Source organism: Avibacterium sp. 21-586 (genome assembly GCF_026226775.1).
In the GTDB taxonomy this organism is placed as follows: Bacteria; Pseudomonadota; Gammaproteobacteria; order Enterobacterales; family Pasteurellaceae; genus Avibacterium.
The window spans coordinates 148,929-168,270 of sequence record NZ_JAKKOD010000001.1; the positions used below are offsets into that span (position 1 = coordinate 148,929).

Annotated in this window: 16 protein-coding genes and 1 riboswitch; of the genes, 11 read left to right on the top strand and 5 right to left on the bottom strand. The window is 40.4% G+C overall.

Annotated elements, in window-relative coordinates; translation table 11 throughout:
• Positions 1–32: 32 nt before the first annotated feature.
• The 4 genes from pflB (at position 33) to prfA (ending at position 5,348) form a co-directional block, all read left to right on the top strand.
• Positions 33–2,345, top strand: coding sequence for a formate C-acetyltransferase (gene pflB / locus L5B71_RS00670; protein WP_265756386.1), 2,313 nt, complete (start codon positions 33–35; stop codon positions 2,343–2,345).
• 153 nt (positions 2,346–2,498) lie between these two features.
• Positions 2,499–3,314, top strand: coding sequence for a 5'-nucleotidase, lipoprotein e(P4) family (locus tag L5B71_RS00675; protein WP_265756387.1), 816 nt, complete (start codon positions 2,499–2,501; stop codon positions 3,312–3,314).
• A gap of 134 nt (positions 3,315–3,448) precedes the next feature.
• On the top strand, positions 3,449–4,189 hold the full coding sequence (pflA, locus tag L5B71_RS00680) for a pyruvate formate lyase 1-activating protein (RefSeq protein WP_265756388.1): 741 nt from the start codon (positions 3,449–3,451) through the stop codon (positions 4,187–4,189).
• Positions 4,190–4,265: 76 nt separating this feature from the next.
• Positions 4,266–5,348 (top strand): peptide chain release factor 1, encoded by a 1,083-nt coding sequence (prfA, locus tag L5B71_RS00685; protein ID WP_265756389.1) that lies wholly within the window; start codon positions 4,266–4,268, stop codon positions 5,346–5,348.
• A 63-nt stretch (positions 5,349–5,411) separates the two neighbouring features.
• Here the strand turns inward: prfA and L5B71_RS00690 are convergent, their stop codons facing one another.
• From L5B71_RS00690 to thiM, 4 genes are all read right to left on the bottom strand, one after another.
• On the bottom strand, positions 5,412–6,785 hold the full coding sequence (locus L5B71_RS00690; protein ID WP_265756390.1) for a Do family serine endopeptidase: 1,374 nt from the start codon (positions 6,783–6,785) through the stop codon (positions 5,412–5,414).
• 257 nt (positions 6,786–7,042) lie between these two features.
• Positions 7,043–7,708: a thiamine phosphate synthase gene (gene thiE, locus L5B71_RS00695; RefSeq protein WP_265756392.1), complete on the bottom strand. Its 666-nt coding sequence runs from the start codon at positions 7,706–7,708 to the stop codon at positions 7,043–7,045.
• Complete coding sequence (thiD, locus tag L5B71_RS00700) at positions 7,701–8,519, bottom strand: bifunctional hydroxymethylpyrimidine kinase/phosphomethylpyrimidine kinase (protein WP_265756393.1); 819 nt, start codon at positions 8,517–8,519, stop codon at positions 7,701–7,703. The genes thiE and thiD overlap by 8 nt, the downstream gene beginning before the upstream one ends.
• A gap of 44 nt (positions 8,520–8,563) precedes the next feature.
• Positions 8,564–9,370, bottom strand: coding sequence for a hydroxyethylthiazole kinase (gene thiM / locus L5B71_RS00705; protein ID WP_265756394.1), 807 nt, complete (start codon positions 9,368–9,370; stop codon positions 8,564–8,566).
• Between the two features lie 175 nt (positions 9,371–9,545).
• A riboswitch (TPP riboswitch) is annotated at positions 9,546–9,640 on the bottom strand.
• Positions 9,641–9,823: 183 nt separating this feature from the next.
• Between thiM and L5B71_RS00710 the strand changes: the two genes are divergently transcribed.
• From L5B71_RS00710 to uvrC, 6 genes are all read left to right on the top strand, one after another.
• Complete coding sequence (locus L5B71_RS00710; protein ID WP_265756395.1) at positions 9,824–12,253, top strand: DNA internalization-related competence protein ComEC/Rec2; 2,430 nt, start codon at positions 9,824–9,826, stop codon at positions 12,251–12,253.
• A gap of 60 nt (positions 12,254–12,313) precedes the next feature.
• Positions 12,314–14,062, top strand: coding sequence for a lipid A ABC transporter ATP-binding protein/permease MsbA (gene msbA / locus L5B71_RS00715; protein WP_265756396.1), 1,749 nt, complete (start codon positions 12,314–12,316; stop codon positions 14,060–14,062).
• A 60-nt stretch (positions 14,063–14,122) separates the two neighbouring features.
• Positions 14,123–15,133: a tetraacyldisaccharide 4'-kinase gene (lpxK, locus tag L5B71_RS00720; RefSeq protein WP_265756397.1), complete on the top strand. Its 1,011-nt coding sequence runs from the start codon at positions 14,123–14,125 to the stop codon at positions 15,131–15,133.
• A 71-nt stretch (positions 15,134–15,204) separates the two neighbouring features.
• On the top strand, positions 15,205–15,414 hold the full coding sequence (locus L5B71_RS00725; RefSeq protein ID WP_265756398.1) for a Trm112 family protein: 210 nt from the start codon (positions 15,205–15,207) through the stop codon (positions 15,412–15,414).
• The gene (kdsB, locus tag L5B71_RS00730) at positions 15,414–16,181 is read left to right on the top strand and encodes a 3-deoxy-manno-octulosonate cytidylyltransferase (RefSeq protein WP_265756399.1); all 768 of its coding nucleotides are present in this window, start codon (positions 15,414–15,416) and stop codon (positions 16,179–16,181) included. The genes L5B71_RS00725 and kdsB overlap by 1 nt, the downstream gene beginning before the upstream one ends.
• A 70-nt stretch (positions 16,182–16,251) precedes the next feature.
• The gene (uvrC, locus tag L5B71_RS00735) at positions 16,252–18,084 is read left to right on the top strand and encodes an excinuclease ABC subunit UvrC (RefSeq protein ID WP_265756400.1); all 1,833 of its coding nucleotides are present in this window, start codon (positions 16,252–16,254) and stop codon (positions 18,082–18,084) included.
• Positions 18,085–18,175: 91 nt separating this feature from the next.
• Here uvrC and L5B71_RS00740 read toward each other — a convergent pair whose 3' ends face one another.
• Positions 18,176–18,583 (bottom strand): helix-turn-helix domain-containing protein, encoded by a 408-nt coding sequence (locus L5B71_RS00740; RefSeq protein ID WP_265756401.1) that lies wholly within the window; start codon positions 18,581–18,583, stop codon positions 18,176–18,178.
• Positions 18,584–18,791: 208 nt separating this feature from the next.
• Between L5B71_RS00740 and L5B71_RS00745 the strand changes: the two genes are divergently transcribed.
• On the top strand, positions 18,792–19,334 hold the full coding sequence (locus L5B71_RS00745) for a hypothetical protein (protein WP_265756402.1): 543 nt from the start codon (positions 18,792–18,794) through the stop codon (positions 19,332–19,334).
• Positions 19,335–19,342 lie beyond the last annotated feature (8 nt).

A 19,342-nucleotide genomic window follows, 5' to 3' on the forward strand; every position in this document is an offset into this window, starting at 1 on the left:
TAAAATTTTATTTACGTTAAAGGAAAATAGTAATGACTCAACTAACAGAAGCGCAAAAAAAAGCGTGGGAAGGTTTTGCGCCGGGTGACTGGCAAACCGAAGTAAACGTACGCGATTTTATTCAAAAAAACTACACCCCTTATGAAGGTGATGAATCATTCCTTGCTGGTGCAACTGAAGCAACCACTAAATTATGGAATGAAGTGATGGAAAAAATTAAGGTTGAGAACAAAACTCACGAACCTTATGACATTGATACCGATACCCCATCAACAATTACTTCACATAAACCAGGTTATATTGACCAAAGTTTAGAAAAAATTGTGGGTTTACAAACTGATGCACCATTAAAACGTGCCATTATGCCTTATGGCGGGATTAAAATGGTGAAAGGTTCGTGCCAAGTTTATCGCCGCGAATTAAAACCTGAAATTGAACACATCTTTACAGAATACCGTAAAACCCATAACCAAGGGGTGTTTGATGTTTACACTCCAGATATTTTACGTTGCCGTAAATCAGGCGTAATCACTGGTTTACCAGATGCTTATGGCCGTGGTCGTATCATCGGGGATTATCGCCGTTTAGCCCTCTACGGTGCAGATTTCTTAATGAAAGATAAATTTAGCCAATTTAATTCATTACAAGAAAAATTAGAGCGCGGTGAAGATATCCAAGCAACCATCCAATTACGTGAAGAAATTGCAGAGCAACATCGTGCTTTAGGTAAAATTAAAGAAATGGCAGCTTCTTACGGGTTTGATATATCCAACCCAGCATCTAATGCTCAAGAAGCAGTTCAATGGACTTATTTTGCTTATCTTGCAGCAGTAAAATCACAAAATGGGGCAGCGATGTCTTTCGGTCGTGTGTCAAGTTTCTTGGATATTTATATTGAACGTGATCTAAAAGCAGGAAAAATTACTGAACAAGAAGCACAAGAATTAATCGATCATTTAGTAATGAAATTACGTATGGTGCGTTTCTTACGTACACCAGAATACGATCAATTATTCTCTGGCGACCCAATGTGGGCAACTGAAACATTGGCAGGTATGGGCTTAGATGGTCGTACATTAGTAACCAAAAACAGCTTCCGTATCTTACACACCCTTTACACAATGGGACCATCACCAGAGCCAAACTTAACTATTCTTTGGTCTGAACAGTTGCCAGACGCATTCAAACGCTATTGTGCGAAAGTATCTATCGATACTTCATCTGTACAGTATGAAAACGATGACTTAATGCGTCCAGACTTCAACAGTGATGACTATGCGATTGCTTGCTGTGTAAGTCCAATGGTTGTGGGTAAACAAATGCAATTCTTCGGTGCACGTGCAAACCTTGCAAAAACCTTGTTATACGCAATCAATGGCGGTATTGATGAAAAATCAGGTATGCAAGTAGGACCTAAATCATCACCGATTACTGATGAAGTATTAGACTTTGATACGGTAATGGAACGTATGGACAGTTTTATGGATTGGCTCGCTACTCAATACGTTACCGCATTAAACATCATTCACTTTATGCACGATAAATATGCTTATGAAGCTGCATTAATGGCATTCCACGATCGCGATGTATTCCGCACAATGGCTTGCGGTATCGCTGGGCTTTCTGTTGCGGCTGACTCCTTAGCAGCTATTAAATACGCAAAAGTGAAACCAGTCCGTGGCGACATCAAAGATAAAGATGGTAACGTCGTGGCTTCTAATGTGGCTATCGACTTCGAAATCGAAGGTGAATATCCACAATTTGGTAACAACGATAGCCGTGTTGATGATTTAGCAGTAGATTTAGTTGAACGCTTTATGAAGAAAATTCAAACGCACAACACTTATCGCAACGCAACCCCAACACAATCTGTGCTTACTATTACTTCTAACGTGGTTTACGGTAAGAAAACAGGTAACACCCCAGATGGTCGCCGTGCCGGTGCACCATTCGGACCGGGAGCAAACCCAATGCACGGACGGGATCAAAAAGGTGCGGTAGCTTCATTAACTTCTGTGGCGAAATTACCGTTTGCTTATGCGAAAGACGGAATTTCTTACACCTTCTCAATCGTACCAAACGCATTAGGTAAAGATTACGAAGCACAAAAACGCAATCTTGCCGGCTTAATGGATGGTTACTTCCACCACGAAGCGACGGTTGAGGGCGGACAACACTTAAACGTGAACGTAATGAACCGTGAAATGTTGTTAGATGCAATGGAAAACCCAGAAAAATATCCACAATTAACCATCCGTGTTTCTGGTTACGCCGTGCGTTTCAACTCTTTAACCAAAGAGCAACAACAAGACGTGATTACGCGTACTTTCACTCAAGCAATGTAATTGAAAGTATTAAGTTTTTAATAAGCAAATAACTTAAGGGAGCATAGAGAAAATCTATTGTTCCCTTTTCTTTATGTGCCATAATAAGTGCGGTAGTTTTTTACCGAATTTTTTAATGACTTTCCTACCATTTACTTTTCTACAGGAGAAGCAATGAAAAACACAAAATTCAAACTAGCTATACTCACCCTTTCTTCCCTTTTTGTGCTTACTGCTTGTACTTCAAGTCAGCAAAATGCGGAACAACAATTACAAGAGCAAACAGTACTAGGTTTAAACTGGGTGCAACAATCAGGTGAGTATCAAGCGTTGACTCACCAAGCTTTTAATATTGCCAAAATGGCGTTCGATCAAGCCAAAGTGGCTAAAGGTAAAAAGAAAGCGGTTGTGGTTGATTTAGATGAAACAATGATGGATAACAGTGCTTATGCAGGTTGGCAAGTCCGAACAGGCAAAGGTTTTAATGGCGATGATTGGACTCGCTGGGTAAATGCACGTGAAACCGCTGCAGTGCCGGGGGCGGTAGAATTTAATAATTATGTGAATAGCCACAACGGTAAAGTGTTCTACGTTTCTAATCGTAAAGATGCCACAGAAAAAGCCGCAACCCTTGATGATATGAAAACTCTTGGTTTTATCGGTGCAAGTGAAGACGTGCTTTATTTGAAAAAAGATAAGTCAAATAAATCCCCTCGCTTTGCTGAAATTGAAAAATTAGGTTATGAGATTGTACTCTATGTTGGTGATAACCTTAACGATTTTGGCGATGCAACCTATCATAAATCTAATGTCGAACGCCGTGCATTTGTTCAACAAAATAGTAAGAAATTTGGTAAAAAATTTATTATGTTGCCAAATCCAAACTATGGTGATTGGGAAGGTGGTTTAGCCAAAGATTATTACAAAGGTGATGCTCAAAGCCGTGTGAAAATTCGCCATAATGCCATCAAAGCGTGGAGCGGAAAATAAGTTTTTTCGTCAAGATTACGCTATAATATCCACAATCTGCCTTGCTGTTAGGCAGATTGATTTCCATTTAATGCTTTTCTAGAAGCCTTAAATAGAAATTAACGATTTTATATTCTCTCTAATAAAGGAACATTATGTCTGTTTTAGCTCGCTACCATTCTTATGAATCTTGCGGCACGGTTGATGGCCCGGGAATCCGTTTTATCTTGTTCTTGCAAGGTTGTTTAATGCGTTGCAAATATTGCCACAACCGTGATACTTGGGATCTGCACGGCGGAAAAGAAATTTCCGTAGAAGATCTAATGAAAGAAGTGGTTACTTATCGCCATTTTATGAATGCGACTGGAGGGGGCGTGACAGCTTCTGGTGGAGAAGCTGTGCTACAAGCCGAATTTGTGCGTGATTGGTTTAGGGCTTGCAAAAAGGAAGGCATCCACACTTGCTTGGATACTAATGGCTTTGTTCGTCATTATGATCATATTATTGATGAACTCCTTGATGTAACGGATTTAGTTTTACTTGATCTTAAAGAGTTAAATGATCGCGTTCACCAAAATCTTATTGGCGTGCCAAATAAACGTACCCTTGAATTTGCTAAATATTTACAAAAACGCAATAAGCCAGTCTGGATTCGCTACGTCGTCGTACCAGGCTGGACGGACAGTGATGAGGATGTGCATTTACTAGGACAATTTATCCAGCATATGGATAATATCGAAAAAGTTGAGTTGCTCCCTTATCATCGTCTTGGTGCCCATAAATGGGAAACAATGGGGGAAAAATACGAATTAGAGGATGTCAAACCACCAACGAAAGAATCCCTCGATCATATCAAACAGATTCTAGAAAGTTATGGGCGAACAGTAACCTATTAATTTGCAAATTGTTGTAGAAATCGTGCTAGAATAATTGGTTTGGCAGAAGATTTAACAAATATAAAAAAGGTAATCAATGAAAACCTCTATTATTAGTAAATTAGATAGTTTAAATGAGCGCCACGAAGAGTTAGAAGCTTTACTTGGAGATGCCTCCGTTATTAATGATCAAGAAAAGTTTCGAGCTTACTCGAAAGAATACGCTCAACTTGAAGACGTAGTGAAATGTTTTGCACGTTGGAAACAGCTAAACAGCAATATTGAAGAAGCAGAATTATTGCTTGATGATCCAAGTATGCGTGAAATGGCGCAAGAGGAAATTAGCGAATGTAAAAGCGAAATTGAGCAATTGGAAGCGCAATTACAAATTTTATTATTGCCTAAAGATCCAAATGACGAATATAACTGCTATTTAGAAATCCGAGCTGGTACGGGGGGTGATGAAGCGGGCATTTTTGCTGGTGATTTATTGCGTATGTATAGCCGTTATGCTGAAAGTAAGCGTTGGCGTGTTGAAATACTCAGTGCAAATGAAAGTGAGCAGGGCGGATATAAAGAAGTTATTGTGAAAATTAATGGTGAAAACGTATATGGTCAACTGAAATTTGAATCAGGTGGTCATCGTGTTCAACGAGTGCCAAAAACCGAATCACAAGGACGTATTCATACATCTGCTTGTACTGTTGCAGTAATGCCTGAATTACCTGAAAGTGAATTGCCAGAAATCAATCCGAGCGATTTGCGCATTGATACTTATCGTTCCTCAGGTGCTGGAGGGCAGCACGTTAATACTACAGATTCTGCGGTACGAATCACACATATTCCAACCGGTATTGTGGTGGAATGCCAAGAAGAACGTTCGCAACATAAAAACAAAGCCAAAGCGATGTCAGTGCTTGCTTCACGTATTGTACAGGCAGAAAAAGAAAGACAGGCTGCCGAGCAAGCTGATACACGGCGTAACTTACTTGGTTCAGGTGATCGTTCGGATAAAATTCGCACCTATAACTATCCACAAGGACGAGTTACAGACCACCGCATTAATCTTACTCTCTATCGTTTAGATGAGGTAATGAACGGTAAAATAGATGAATTGATCCAGCCCATTATTACAGAGTATCAAGCAGATCAGCTTGCGGCATTGTCTGAGCAAGGCTGATAAACAAGCTAAACGAAAAAAGAGGCTTGATATTTACATCAAGCCTCTTTTTATTTATCAATTTTATTGTACTAATAGATAAAAGTTTGTTTTTCCACGCAAAATACTTAATGCAATTGTAGATGGTTTATCTTTTAAAGATTTCCGCAGTTGCTCTAGATTTTCAATTGGTGCACGGTTCAATCCAATAATCACATCACCATCTTGTAATCCTAGGCGTTGTGCTAAAGATTTCGCTTTAATTTTGTTGATAACCACACCTTTTTGCCCTTTTTCATTGTAATTGGCAAGTTCAGCACCTTCTAGTGCAGGAAGTACATTATCAGCGCTAGCACTAGCTTGTTCATCTGTTTGCAATGTCACTTTAGTGGTTTTGCTGTCTCCATCACGTAAGTAAGTGAGTTCAATTTCTTTTCCTGCACCGGTAGTCGCAATTTTAGCACGTAGTTCTGCAAAACTTGCTAATTTCTGTCCATTCATAGCGGTGATCACATCTCCCGCTTGAATCCCCGCTTTTTCTGCAGCAGAATCAGGTAGTACTTCACTTACAAATGCACCTTGTTGAGTGTTAAGTTTTAAGGCTTTGGCTAAATCTGCATTTAGTTCAGCCCCTTTTATGCCTAATAAACCACGGCGAACTTCACCAAATTCTAAAATTTGATTTACCAAATTATTCGCCATATTGCTTGGAATAGCAAAAGCAATGCCTGCATTTCCACCACTTGGAGAGATAATTGCGGTATTAATTCCAATAAGTTCACCATTTAAATTCAATAATGGTCCCCCTGAATTCCCACGGTTTACTGCAGCATCGGTTTGGATATAGTTTTCATAACTACCACGTTCAGATCCTGTTGATCGACCAAGGGCAGAGACTATCCCAGAGGTGACGGTTTGTCCCAATCCAAAAGGATTGCCGATCGCAACGGTAAAATCACCGACACGCAATTGATCAGAATTAGCTATTTTTACTTCGGTAAGATTTTTAGGATTTTCTAATTCCAATAGCGCAACATCAGAAAGATCATCTTTCCCTACAAGTTTAGCTTTAAATTCACGTCCATCTTCAAGCTTCACAGTGATTTTATCTGCTTGATCAATAACGTGATTATTTGTTAGTACATAGCCTTTTTCCGCATTAATAATCACTCCTGAACCGATACCTTTAAAGCTACGTGGTGAATTATCACCAAAAACATCAGGGCCGAAGAAAAACTTGAATTCTTCGGGAATATCATCAGTTTGGAAACGTGATTTTTGTTTTCCTTCTACAGCAATGGATACAACAGCGGGCAGAACTCGTTGCAACATTGGGGCTAAACTGGGTACAGTTTGACCTTCTACTTGAACGGGTAAATTAGCGTGAGAGACCATTGATGTGCTTAATACCGTTAAGCCTAATGCGATACTTGTTAACAAAAAGTTTTTTCTTTTCACTTAATTTCTCCATGTCATTCTTAAGTTGTTATTTTAAGGTATGAACAAATTTTCGTTTTTAAAGAGAAAAAATGGCATATTTTTATCGCTTATTTTTCGTAGAAAATTTGTTCGTTGTTCAGCTTAAGACAAAGGAAATGGGAAATTGTTCGAAAATAAGGTGCAAAATTTTCTGTTTTCACAAAGAAAGCTCACAAGCACTAGATCTGAGCAAATTCACCCCTATATAACCTTATTTTGCTTAAAAAAGTGCGGTACTATTTTACCAAAATTTTTTGCACCGTAGCGGCGACATCTTCTGCTTGCATAATGGTCGAAATCACCGCGACACCGTCTGCACCGGCTTGTAAAAGTGCAGGAACGTGTTCGGTTTTAATTCCGCCAATCGCAACCAAAGGCTTGCTAATACCTTGTTCACGCAAAAATTGCACAAAATGGATCCCTACATCTGGCGCGGCGTCGGCCTTGGAAAAGGTCGGGAAAATCGGGCCGCAACCATAATAATCTACGCCATTGAACGCATTATGTTGCTGTGCTTGTTGCAAGGTATTTACCGACAAACCGATGAGCATTTTACCTTGAATTTGTTGAGCCAGCTTATCCACGGCAAAATCTTTTTGCCCAACGTGAATGCCGTCTGCGTGCAATTTTTCTGCCAGCTTCACATCATTATTCATAATAAAAGGCACATTATATTGTTGGCATAAATCTTGGCATTGGCGGGCAAGTTGCTCAATTTGTTGCGGATTTTGCAAGGAAAATTGTCCTTTTTCACGAAATTGATAACAAGTAACGCCAGCCTTTAATGCCTGTTCTAAACGATCTAATAAAGTTTGTTGTGGGTGGCTTGCATTATATTCTGGCAGATGACGACAATCTTGCGTGCCGGCGACTAAATAACAGCGTAAAATTGATTTATCCATTTTTTTGCTCCTGTGAATAAGCCCAGTGATTAGTTGGGCCGTGTCCATGTCCGATATTTAAAGGGTGCGTGATGGCGCTGGTGATAAAGGCTTTAGCGGTTTTGCAGGCTTGCTCCAAAGATTGCCCTTTGGCAAGTTCAGCGGTTAAGCAAGCGGAAAACGTGCAGCCTGTGCCGTGGGTGTGTGGCGTGTTAAAGCGTGGGCTTTCCAAGACAAAAGATTGTGTTGGCGTGAAAATAAAATCTTGGCATAGCACACTTTCACTGTTTTGCTGATGACCACCTTTTATAATCACGGTTTTTGCGCCCATTTGTTGTAAACGTGCTGCAATTTTTGCAATACTGTGTTGATTTTCTGCTTTCAACCCTGTTAAGGCTTCCGCTTCAGGCAGGTTTGGCGTTAGCACATCGGCTAAAGGCAATAATTGCTCACGCATCGCTTGAATTGCAGATTGTTGCAATAAACTTGCGCCGCCTTTGGCGATCATCACGGGATCGATAACTACGTTCGTAAATGGGTGTTGACGCAAAAAAGCAGCCACAGTTTGGATAATTTCAGCCGTGCCGAGCATACCAATTTTTACTGCATTAGGCGTGAAATCTTCTACAATTGCCTTGAGTTGTGCGTTAATGGTGCTAAGGGGGATTAAATGAATATCCGTTACGCCTAAGGTGTTTTGTGCAGTAACGGCGGTGATCACGCTCATTCCAAATACATTACGCATTTGAAAGGTTTTCAGATCAGCTTGAATACCCGCACCGCCGCCGCTGTCTGAGCCAGCAATGGTCAGGGCCTGTGCAATATGCGCCATTTTTTCTCCTTAATTTAATGAGATTGATTTTTTACATCCATTTGCTATGCTGATTGCTCTATATTAACTCGTGCGAATTGTGCCACTTGTTGCTCATTAAGCTCGCCAAGCTGATCTAAAAGAGCGGTGTAAAATTGCCCATATTTTGTGCTTCCTAACTCTTTCGCAGCCAGTTGCCCTGCCACTGCATAGGCCGTACTGGCTTGCACCACTGCATTAAAAGGTTGGCTTGGATCGACCGCTAAAAACGCCCCTAGCACTGCACCAAGCAAACAGCCTGACCCCGTGATTTTAGGAAACATTGGCGTGCCGTTATCAATGGCGGCTACTTGCATACCATCGCTGATGTAATCCACCGCACCGCTCACCGCCACAACACATTGATGACGTAGTGCGGCAAGTTTTGCAATTTGTGCCACATCGCCTTCGCCTTGCCCAGCATCTACCCCTTTCGCAGCCCAATTCACTCCAGCTAACTGAGCGATTTCCCCTGCATTACCACGAATAGCGGTGAATTTTACCGTGTTAAATAATTCGGCGACCACGTCCTTGCGATATTGCGTTGCACCGACGCCCACAGGATCAAGCACGACTGGAATGCCAGCTTTATTCGCCGCTTTGCCTGCCGCCAACATAGCTTTCACCTTGAAAGGATCGAGCGTACCAATGTTTATCACTAAGGCAGCACTAAATTGGGCAAGATCCGCCATTTCTTCTTCCGCATCAGCCATAATTGGTGATGCGCCCAAGGCTAACAGCCCATTTGCTACATAGTTTGCCACTACAATGTTGGTAATGTTATGAATTAAAGGATTGGTTTGGCGAATTTTCGTGATTAAATTAAAGTCCATTTTTTTCTCCTATGAATAAAAACTAAGTGTAAAAATAGCCCAATCACATTGCCTTTATAATGAAAAAATCATCTATAAAATCAATGCGATAGGGTATTGGTTTGCGAAATAATGATTTGAAAATAGAAAAGAGAAGATAAAGTGCGGTCAAAAATACACAGATTTTTTACAAAAAGCGTTTTCATAATAAGTTTCCTACGTCAGTACTAACTGGATCAGGTTCAACGGGTATAATCTCAGCTACGCAAAGCAGCACCCCGACTATTAATGGTTTCACTTTACAAAGAAATGGACAGAAACACAATCTCATCATTCAGAATTTCATCATTTTGAGAAAAGTATTTTTTCGTTTTGCGATCACGATCGCAAAAATTGTGTAGTGCAATTGCGAAAGTGCGGTGTTTTTTTCATCATATTTTTATTTGTAAGGATAAATTTTAATCTTATGCAGGAATGAAATTTTCGCTTAAATTAGACGTAATTTTATGGCTGATTATTGGTGCCGGCTTGAGCTTACTTTATGTGCCGAAAGCTTTATTACTTGGTGTTGAGTTAATACTTTGTACTGTGGGGATTGGTATTTTAGCTGTTTTGATGGCCTATCTTTTCGCCTATTATAAAATCGCAAAAGGACTGGCTTACGGCGTGATTTTTGTGTTGAGTTTGGGGTATTTTCATCATCAAGCTCAGCAAATGTTGAGGCAAGCAGAGCAGATTGCAAGTTTAAACAAGATCAGCATTCCAATTAAGATTGAAAAAATTTTACATCAGCAAGATTATCAAACTGTGATCGCCACAGGGAAATTGGCAGAAAATTTATCTAGCCAGCGAATATATTTGCAATGGCAAAAAAACACAGTAGATAAAGAGCAAATTAAAACAGGGCAAATTTGGCAAGCAGAATTATTGCTCAAACCCTTATCAAGCCGTTTAAATCAAGGGGGCTTTGATCGGCAAAAATGGTATTTCTCACAAGGTATCACGGCCTATGGCAGAGTAAAAAGTGCGGTGCAAATTTCGCAAGATTTTGCGCGGCGAGAGCGATTATTGCAAGCCAGTTTTCAGCAGACTCAAGGCTTACCAATGCAAGGATTATTGTTGGCATTGGGCTTTGGTGAACGGGCGTGGCTTAATGCAGAACACTGGCAAATTTATCAGAAAACCAACACAGCACATTTAATTGCCATTTCTGGATTGCATATTGGTTTGGCTATGTTGCTTGGTTTTGCTCTTGCTAGAGCGGTGCAGTTTTTCTTGCCTACGCACCGAATAGGGGCGATTTTGCCATTATTGTGCGGCGCTTTTATTGCTTTAATTTATGCTCAGCTGGCTGGATTTTCTATTCCTACCTTAAGGGCGTTGCTTGCCTTGGGATTGGTATGTTTGATCCGAGTGCTACGCTGTTATTATACGCCTTGGCAATATTTTCAATGTGTGGTGGCATTGCTCATTTTATGGGAGCCGCTGATGTTACTTTCCGTTAGTTTTTGGCTGTCCGTGGGGGCGGTGACGAGCCTGATTTTGTGGTATCAACTTGTGCCGTTAGATTTAATCCAATGGCAAATTTATCCCATTAAAAATCAGTGGGCGAAAAAAATCCTACGCTGGATTTTTTCCTTATTTCATCTACAACTCGGTTTATTATGTTTATTTACCCCAATTCAGTTTTATTTTTTTCACGGAACGTCCTTGTCGGGAATGATGGCTAATCTGTTAGTCGTGCCAGTGTTTAGTTTATGTCTTGTGCCAATGGTACTGTTTGCAGTGTTGAGCCAAGGCGCGTTTAATTCGTGGCAAGGGGCGAATTATTTAGCAGAAAAAATCACGGTGTTGCTCAGTCAATGGCAAGGGAATTGGATCGATTTGTCAGAAAATCAATCGCAATGGATCGTCATTTTTTTGCTCATTTTGGGGCTGGGGTATGTTTTTTATTTGCAAAAATCTTCGCAAAAATTGCGACAAAAAGTGGCGAAAAAATCGATCTTAGTAGGGAAAAAGACGATCTCTCTCAATGAAGAAAAATTGCCTAATCCGTTATTTTTACAAAAAGTGAAGCCTATTTTTGCTGGCTTACTGGGAATAATGTTGATTAATTTGGCGTGGCAAGGGATCAATGCCCCTAAATGGCGATTGGAAACTCTAGATGTAGGGCAGGGCTTGGCAACATTATTGGTAAAAAATCAGCGTGGCATTTTATATGATACGGGGGCCGCGTGGCGTGGGGGAAGTATGGCAGAGCTAGAAATTTTGCCTTATTTGCAACGGCAGGGGATCGTGCTAGATAAGCTGATTTTGAGTCACGATGATAACGATCATTCAGGGGGGGCAGGCGTGATTTTACAGACGTTTCCACAAGCAGAGTTGATTACACCGTCAGAAAAAAATCACGCAAAAAACCACCGCACTTTTTGCCTTCTGGGGCAACAATGGCAGTGGCAAGGATTACACATTACTGCGCTTTCTCCGCAAAAGATCCGCGAGCGTGCCGAAAATCCAGATTCTTGCGTGTTGTTGATTGATGATGGGCAGTATAAGGTGCTTTTAACTGGTGATGCCGATAGCCAAACAGAGCGGCAATTTGCTGATTTAGCTGGAAAAATAGAGATATTGCAAGTAGGGCATCACGGCAGCAAAACGTCTAGCAGTGAATATTTGGTTAAAACAATACAGCCCAAGATCGCATTAATTTCTAGCAGCCGTGGTAATTCTTGGCATTTCCCCCATTCTGTAGTGTTGGAACGCCTAAAGGAGCAACAAAGTGCGGTGTATAATACGGCAGATGTTGGGCAGATCAGCCTGTTATTTTTCCCCGAACAGATAAAAATTCATACCGCAAGATCGGAATTTTCCCCTTGGTATAGGGGATTAAGTATCGGGGATTAATTGGCTTGTCAGCAAAATAAAGGTAAAATGGCAAAGTTTTCTAACTGAAATGAATCAATTATGCAAGATAAAGATTTAACAACGCTGCAAACTTTTAAACGCTTATGGCCGATTATTGCCCCTTTTAAAGCAGGCTTAATTGCCGCAGCAATTACCTTAGTATTCAATGCCTTAGCAGATGCCTCTCTTATTCAAATGCTTAAACCTTTGCTTGATGACGGTTTTGGCAAAGCGGACGTGAGCTTTTTACGCATAATGGCTGTGGTGGTTGTACTGTTGATTATTGTGCGCGGTGTAACAAGTTTTGTTTCAACTTATTGTTTAGGTTGGGTGTCAGGCAAAGTAGTGATGACCATTCGTCGCCGTTTATTTAAGCATTTAATGTATATGCCAGTACCGTTTTTTGATCAAAATTCAGCGGGTAAATTGCTTTCGCGTATTACTTACGATAGCGAACAAGTCGCCAATTCTTCATCAGGATCGTTGGTGACCATTGTGCGTGAAGGGGCGTATATTATCTCTTTACTTGGCGTGATGATTTATACCAGTTGGCAGCTTTCTTTAGTGCTTTTTGTGATTGGGCCGATTATTGCGGTGCTAATTCGTATAGTATCGAAGAAATTTCGTGAGTTAGGTAAAAATATGCAAAACTCCATGGGCGAGCTGACTTCTTCTGCAGAACAAATGCTGAAAGGGCATCGCGTGGTGCTTTCTTTCGGGGGGCAAAAAATTGAAGAAGAACGTTTTAATAAAGTGAGTAATGATATGCGCCGTAAGGGTATGAAAGTGATGGTAGCTGATGCCATTTCTGATCCTGTGGTGCAAATTATTGCCTCTTTCGCCTTGTCTGCGGTGCTTTATTTGGCAACAGTACCAGAAATTATGAGCCAAAACCTAACGGCAGGCTCTTTCACGGTGGTGTTTTCTTCAATGCTGGCAATGATGCGCCCATTGAAATCTTTAACTAACGTGAATGCGCAATTCCAGCGTGGTATGGCGGCTTGTCAAACTCTGTTTGCTATTTTGGATATGGCAACTGAGAAAGACAACGGTACTTACGAAGTAGAAAAAGCGAAAGGAAATATTGCCTTCAAAGATGTTACTTTTAGCTATTCAGGTAAAGATCAGCCTGCGTTAAATCATATTTCTTTTGAAATTCCGCAAGGCAAAACCGTGGCATTGGTAGGGCGTTCTGGCTCAGGGAAATCAACCATTGCTAATTTGGTTACGCGCTTTTATGAGATTGATCAAGGGGAAATCACCCTTGATGGCGTGAATATTCAAGATTATACGCTGAATAATCTGCGTGAAAACTGTGCGGTAGTATCACAACAAGTGCATTTATTTAATGATACTATTGCCAATAATATTGCCTATGCCGCGACAGATAAATACAGCCGTGAAGATATTATCAAAGCGGCCAAAGCGGCGCATGCAATGGAATTTATTGAAAAATTAGAAGACGGTTTAGACACCGTGATTGGCGAAAACGGTGCAAGTTTATCAGGCGGACAACGTCAGCGTTTGGCGATTGCGCGTGCCTTGTTGCGTAATTCTCCTGTATTGATTTTAGATGAAGCGACTTCTGCGCTGGATACGGAATCTGAACGTGCGATTCAAGCCGCGCTTGAAGAATTGCAAAAAGAGCGCACGGTTTTAGTGATTGCCCACCGTTTATCTACTATTGAAAAAGCCGATGAAATTTTGGTAATTGAACACGGTGAAATTAAAGAACGTGGTACGCACCAAGCGTTGCTGGCATTAAATGGTGCTTACAAACAGCTACATCAAATGCAATTTAATCATTAATCTTATTTTGTTGTACGTATTTTCAGCGTACACCAATTTATCCATTTTGATGAGGTGATAATGAATTTTTGGTATCAATCTAACCTTTTGGCAATTCTGCTAAAGTGGTTATTATCACCTTTCGCCCTGTTATTTTTACTCATCACTCGCCTGCGTGCGTGGCTATATCAGCGGGGAATTTTGGCTTCTTACAAAGCGCCTGTGCCTGTGGTGATTGTGGGCAATTTATCTGTTGGTGGAAACGGCAAAACCCCTGTGGTCATCTGGTTAGTGCAGCAATTACAGCAACGAGGCATTCAAGTTGGCGTGATTTCGCGCGGTTATGGGAGCAAAGCAAAAAGTTATCCCCGTTTGGTGGCAAGTCAAGATGATCCTGTGCAAACGGGCGATGAACCATTATTAATTGCCAAACGTACCAATGCTCCTGTGTGTATTTCACCAAACCGTCAGCAGGCGATAGAACATTTACTAACGCATTTTCCTTGCCAAGTGATTATTAGCGATGACGGTTTACAGCATTATAAATTGCAACGCGATAAAGAAATTGTGGTGCTTGATGCTCAGCGCCAATTTGGTAATGGTTTTGTGTTGCCCGCAGGACCACTGCGCGAGCCAATTTGCCGTTTAAAATCTGTCGATTGGATTATCAATAACGGTGCAGAAACGCCTTTTAGCCAAACGGTAATGACATTAACACCGCACGTTGCCATTCATTTGCAAACGGGTGAAAAGCGTCCTTTAAAGGATTTTGCTGGACAAAACATCACTGCCATTGCAGGCATTGGCAACCCACAGCGTTTTTTCACAATGTTGCAAAAGTTGACGATAAATGTGGGGGAAACCCAAGCTTTTCAAGATCATCAAGCTTATGATCTCAGGTTATTTGAAAAATTTGAAAAAAAACAACCGCTCTTTATGACCGAAAAAGATGCGGTTAAATGCCAAGATTTTGCGCAATCCAATTGGTGGTATGTGCCTGTTGAAGCAGAAATTAATGATGAACAAAGTGAACAATTTATTGCCGCATTGATCCAACAAGTAAAAACTGCGTCAAAAAGCACCGCACTTTAATTTATCTGTTTTATGCACCGCCTGATGAAGCGGTTAAATATAGCCTTCTGAAAAGAAGTGGAGAAACTTTAATGAACGAAAAACTACTCGATATTCTCGCTTGCCCCATTTGTCAAGGGCGTTTGAAATATGATAAAGAAAATGAACAGTTGATTTGCACCTTTGAGCAACTGGCTTACCCCATTGAGCAGGGCATTCCTGTGTTGTTAGCGGAGCGTGCAATTTCCTTGCAATCAGAAAACCAGAAACAAGAAAAAGCGCAACAAGAAGGAGCAGAATAATGACAAAATTTACGGTAATTATCCCAGCACGTTTTGCTTCAAGCCGCTTACCCGGTAAGCCCTTGGCTGATATTGCGGGTAAACCGATGATCGCCCACGTTTGGCAAAAAGCACAGCAATCAGGTGCGAGTCGTGTGGTGGTGGCAACGGATAACCAAGCAGTGGCAGAAGCCGTGCAAGCCTTTGGCGGGGAAGTTTGTATGACTTCAGAACATCATAATTCAGGCACGGAACGCTTGGCAGAAGTTGTGGAGAAATTAGCCCTTGCCGATGATGAAATTGTGGTGAATATTCAAGGTGATGAGCCGTTAATTCCCCCTGTGATCGTGCAGCAAGTAGCGGATAATTTGGCAAAAAATGGCGTGAAAATGGCGACCCTTGCCGTTCCACTGAATGATGCGGAAGAATTATTTAACCCGAATGTGGTGAAAGCGGTGGCGGATCAATCGGGCAATGTATTATATTTTTCCCGCGCGCCAATCCCTTGGAATCGCGATCAGTTTGCCGGTTTATCTGATGAACAAAAAACGCAACTTGTGCTACAAAGCCAGTATTTACGTCACATTGGCATTTATGCTTACCGTGCAGGCTTCATCAAGCAATATGTACAATGGCAACCTTCAGCGTTAGAAAATATTGAATCGTTAGAACAGCTACGCGTGTTGTGGTATGGCGAAAAAATTCATATTGATTTAGCGAAAGAAGTGCCTGCGGTCGGCGTGGATACGCCAGAAGATTTAGAAAAAGTGCGGGCGATTTTAACGTAATTTTTAAATTTTATTCCTTGGGCGATGTTTCGCCCATTCTTTTTTATCAGCAGATCCTAATGTTTTTAAAATGACCTTTGATGCCAAAAAGTTTCTCGCTAATGTAACCCACGATCCTGGGGTTTATCGTATGTATGACGATAAAGATCAGGTGATTTATGTGGGCAAAGCGAAAGATTTAAAAAAACGCTTATCCAGTTATTTTCGGGCCAATTTATCCAGTAAAAAAACGGAAGCCTTAGTTGCCAGCATTCATCGCATTGAAACTACCATCACGTCAAGCGAAACAGAAGCCTTGCTGTTAGAGCATAATTATATTAAAACCTACCAGCCACGCTATAACGTGCTATTGCGTGATGACAAATCTTACCCCTATATTTTGCTCACCAAAGAATGCCATCCGAGAATCACCGCCTATCGGGGAAGTAAAAAAATTCAAGGCGAATATTTTGGCCCTTATCCTAACGCTGGGGCAGTGCGCGAAACGTTTTCTTTATTGCAAAAATTGTTCCCTGTACGGCAATGTGAAAATTCCGTTTATCGCAATCGTTCACGCCCTTGTTTGCAATATCAAATAGGACGTTGTTCCGCGCCTTGTGTGTCGGGCTATATTTCTGATGAAGATTATAACCAACAAGTGAGTTTTGCTCGCCTTTTCTTACAAGGCAAGGATCAACAAGTGTTGGAGCATCTTGTGGCAAAAATGGAGCAAGCAAGCCAAGTGCTAAATTTTGAAGAAGCCGCACGAATACGGGATCAAATTCAAGCGGTGCGTGCGGTGATTGAAAAACAATTTGTTAGCAACGATCGCCTTGATGATATTGATATTATCGCCATTGCCTACCAACTTGGCATTGCTTGCGTGCAGGTGCTGTTTATTCGACAAGGCAAGGTTTTGGGTAACCGCAGTTATTTTCCTAAAGTGCCTGCTAATACGGATTTATCTGAACTTACCGCCACGTTCGTAGGGCAATTTTATTTGCAGGCGCACCAAGGGCGAACCGTACCAAACACCATTATTGTGGATCATAAATTGGCAGAAAAAGCCCAATTAGAAACCCTGCTCGCCGAACAAGCAGGGCGAAAAGTGCAAATTCAAGACATTGCCAAAGGGGATAAAAGCAAATATTTACAGCTCGCACAAATGAATGCCAAAGCCGCATTGGTTACCCAACTGAAACAATCTACCTTGATCCACGAACGCTATCAAGCGTTGCAAGAGTTGCTTGGCATTGAAAAAATCCAACGAATGGAATGTTTTGACATCAGCCACACAATGGGCGAACAAACCATTGCTTCCTGCGTGGTATTCAATCAAGACGGGCCGTTGAAATCCGATTATCGCCGTTTTAATATCACCGGTATTACTGGCGGTGATGATTATGCTGCAATGGAACAAGCCTTATTGAAACGCTATGATAAAGATCTGGACGCAGAAAAAATTCCTGATGTAATCTTTATTGACGGCGGCAAAGGGCAACTTAACCGCGCCTTGCAAGTGTTCGAACAACTGAACGTAAAATGGGACAAAAAACGACCGCACTTAATCGGCGTAGCAAAAGGTGTGGATCGCCGCGCAGGTTTGGAAACGCTCATCATCAGCAAGCAAGATCGCGAAATCAATCTACCACCAGACAGCCTTGCCTTGCACTTAATCCAACATATTCGTGATGAAAGCCATAACCACGCCATCAGCGGACACCGCAAAAAACGCCAAAAAGCCTTCACTCAAAGCGGATTAGAAACCATCGAAGGCGTTGGCGCAAAACGCCGCCAAGCCCTATTAAAATACCTTGGCGGAATGCAAGGCGTGAAAAAAGCCACCCTTGACGAAATCGCTTCCGTGCCGGGCATCTCAAAAGCGCTAGCAGAGAAAATTTTTGAGGCGATGAAGGGGGAGTAGGATAAACCAAAAATTTGGTTTTTGATGTCAATTAGAAATAAAACTTGCATTAACAGTGAATGGTGCAAGTTTTATTTTTATAATGTAAGCGTTATTTTTTAAGTAAATTAATAATCTCATTCAAAGATTTAATTTCATTATCTTTTTGCTGTAAAAGCAAATCTTTTGAATGCAATAATTGTTGCTGATTTTCAATAATCAATTTTAATTTTTCTAATTCTAAATGTACAGCATTATCAGTAGAGTAGTAATTTGCAATATTATGATTATTATTTTCACCAAAATACCACATTGGCATTCTTTTATCTAAATCAATTAAATCATTTACACTAATATTAAATATATTGGCAATTTGTTCTAACTTGTCATAATGCAATTTTGATTGTCCACGTTCTATCTTGGCATAACCTGTTACCGACATTCCCATTCTATCAGCCATTTCTTCTTGCGACCATTGGCGGATTTCTCGCATCACACGAACTTTATCATAGATTTCCATACTTTAACCTTCCAAGTAAATTGCGATTAACTTAATTTTTCTGAGTATATCACTTTTTAATCATAGGGGCTATGTTGTTTTGCGGTAAGGTTTTGAGTTTTTTTAGTAACTAAAAGAGTTATTTTATCAAAGATTAGTCTATGGATTAGTTGCTAAATACTATGATAAATTCATATAAAGAGTTACAAATAGAAGAGTTACTTAATGAATGCCATTTAGTATAAATGATAATAGTATTTTATTAGTAGATTTAGATAATACATTAGTGTTCACTGATACAGCTAATAATTTAGCTTATATAGAGGCCATACAATGTTACTATCCAAATTTTCAATTTGACTTTTCATATAGAATTACCAGAGGCAATCTTTTTTATTTATTAAAATCATATTCAGGCTATGAGAATGTTATGCATCCTATTATAGAAAGAAAAGAAGTGTTTTATGAAAAGTATTTAAGTACTATTGAATTAAATGGCTATATTTATAATATCTTAAAGGAACATGATCCGAACAGATGTTTTATAATTACAAATGCAGGACTGAGAAGGGTTATAAGTATTATAGACTATTTTGGACTTAATGATTTTTTCAGATATATTTTTTCAATTAGAAGAGATAAATATAAGATATTGTTTGGTTTTAATTTCTTTTATGAGAATAAAGATAAGGTTTTTGTATTTGAAAATGACGAAAATGAAATATGTTTCCTAAATAACATACTTAGTTCAGAGCAAATTTTTATATTTTAAAAACAAAT

Bases quoted from the DNA above. Each gene is read 5' to 3' on its own strand.
- pflB (WP_265756386.1), top strand. From the start codon at position 33: ATGACTCAACTAACAGAAGCGCAAAAAAAAGCGTGGGAAGGTTTTGCG.
- L5B71_RS00675 (WP_265756387.1), top strand. From the start codon at position 2,499: ATGAAAAACACAAAATTCAAACTAGCTATACTCACCCTTTCTTCCCTT.
- pflA (WP_265756388.1), top strand. From the start codon at position 3,449: ATGTCTGTTTTAGCTCGCTACCATTCTTATGAATCTTGCGGCACGGTT.
- prfA (WP_265756389.1), top strand. From the start codon at position 4,266: ATGAAAACCTCTATTATTAGTAAATTAGATAGTTTAAATGAGCGCCAC.
- thiE (WP_265756392.1), bottom strand. From the start codon at position 7,708: ATGGATAAATCAATTTTACGCTGTTATTTAGTCGCCGGCACGCAAGAT.
- thiD (WP_265756393.1), bottom strand. From the start codon at position 8,519: ATGGCGCATATTGCACAGGCCCTGACCATTGCTGGCTCAGACAGCGGC.
- thiM (WP_265756394.1), bottom strand. From the start codon at position 9,370: ATGGACTTTAATTTAATCACGAAAATTCGCCAAACCAATCCTTTAATT.
- L5B71_RS00710 (WP_265756395.1), top strand. From the start codon at position 9,824: ATGAAATTTTCGCTTAAATTAGACGTAATTTTATGGCTGATTATTGGT.
- msbA (WP_265756396.1), top strand. From the start codon at position 12,314: ATGCAAGATAAAGATTTAACAACGCTGCAAACTTTTAAACGCTTATGG.
- lpxK (WP_265756397.1), top strand. From the start codon at position 14,123: ATGAATTTTTGGTATCAATCTAACCTTTTGGCAATTCTGCTAAAGTGG.
- L5B71_RS00725 (WP_265756398.1), top strand. From the start codon at position 15,205: ATGAACGAAAAACTACTCGATATTCTCGCTTGCCCCATTTGTCAAGGG.
- kdsB (WP_265756399.1), top strand. From the start codon at position 15,414: ATGACAAAATTTACGGTAATTATCCCAGCACGTTTTGCTTCAAGCCGC.
- uvrC (WP_265756400.1), top strand. From the start codon at position 16,252: ATGACCTTTGATGCCAAAAAGTTTCTCGCTAATGTAACCCACGATCCT.
- L5B71_RS00740 (WP_265756401.1), bottom strand. From the start codon at position 18,583: ATGGAAATCTATGATAAAGTTCGTGTGATGCGAGAAATCCGCCAATGG.
- L5B71_RS00745 (WP_265756402.1), top strand. From the start codon at position 18,792: ATGCCATTTAGTATAAATGATAATAGTATTTTATTAGTAGATTTAGAT.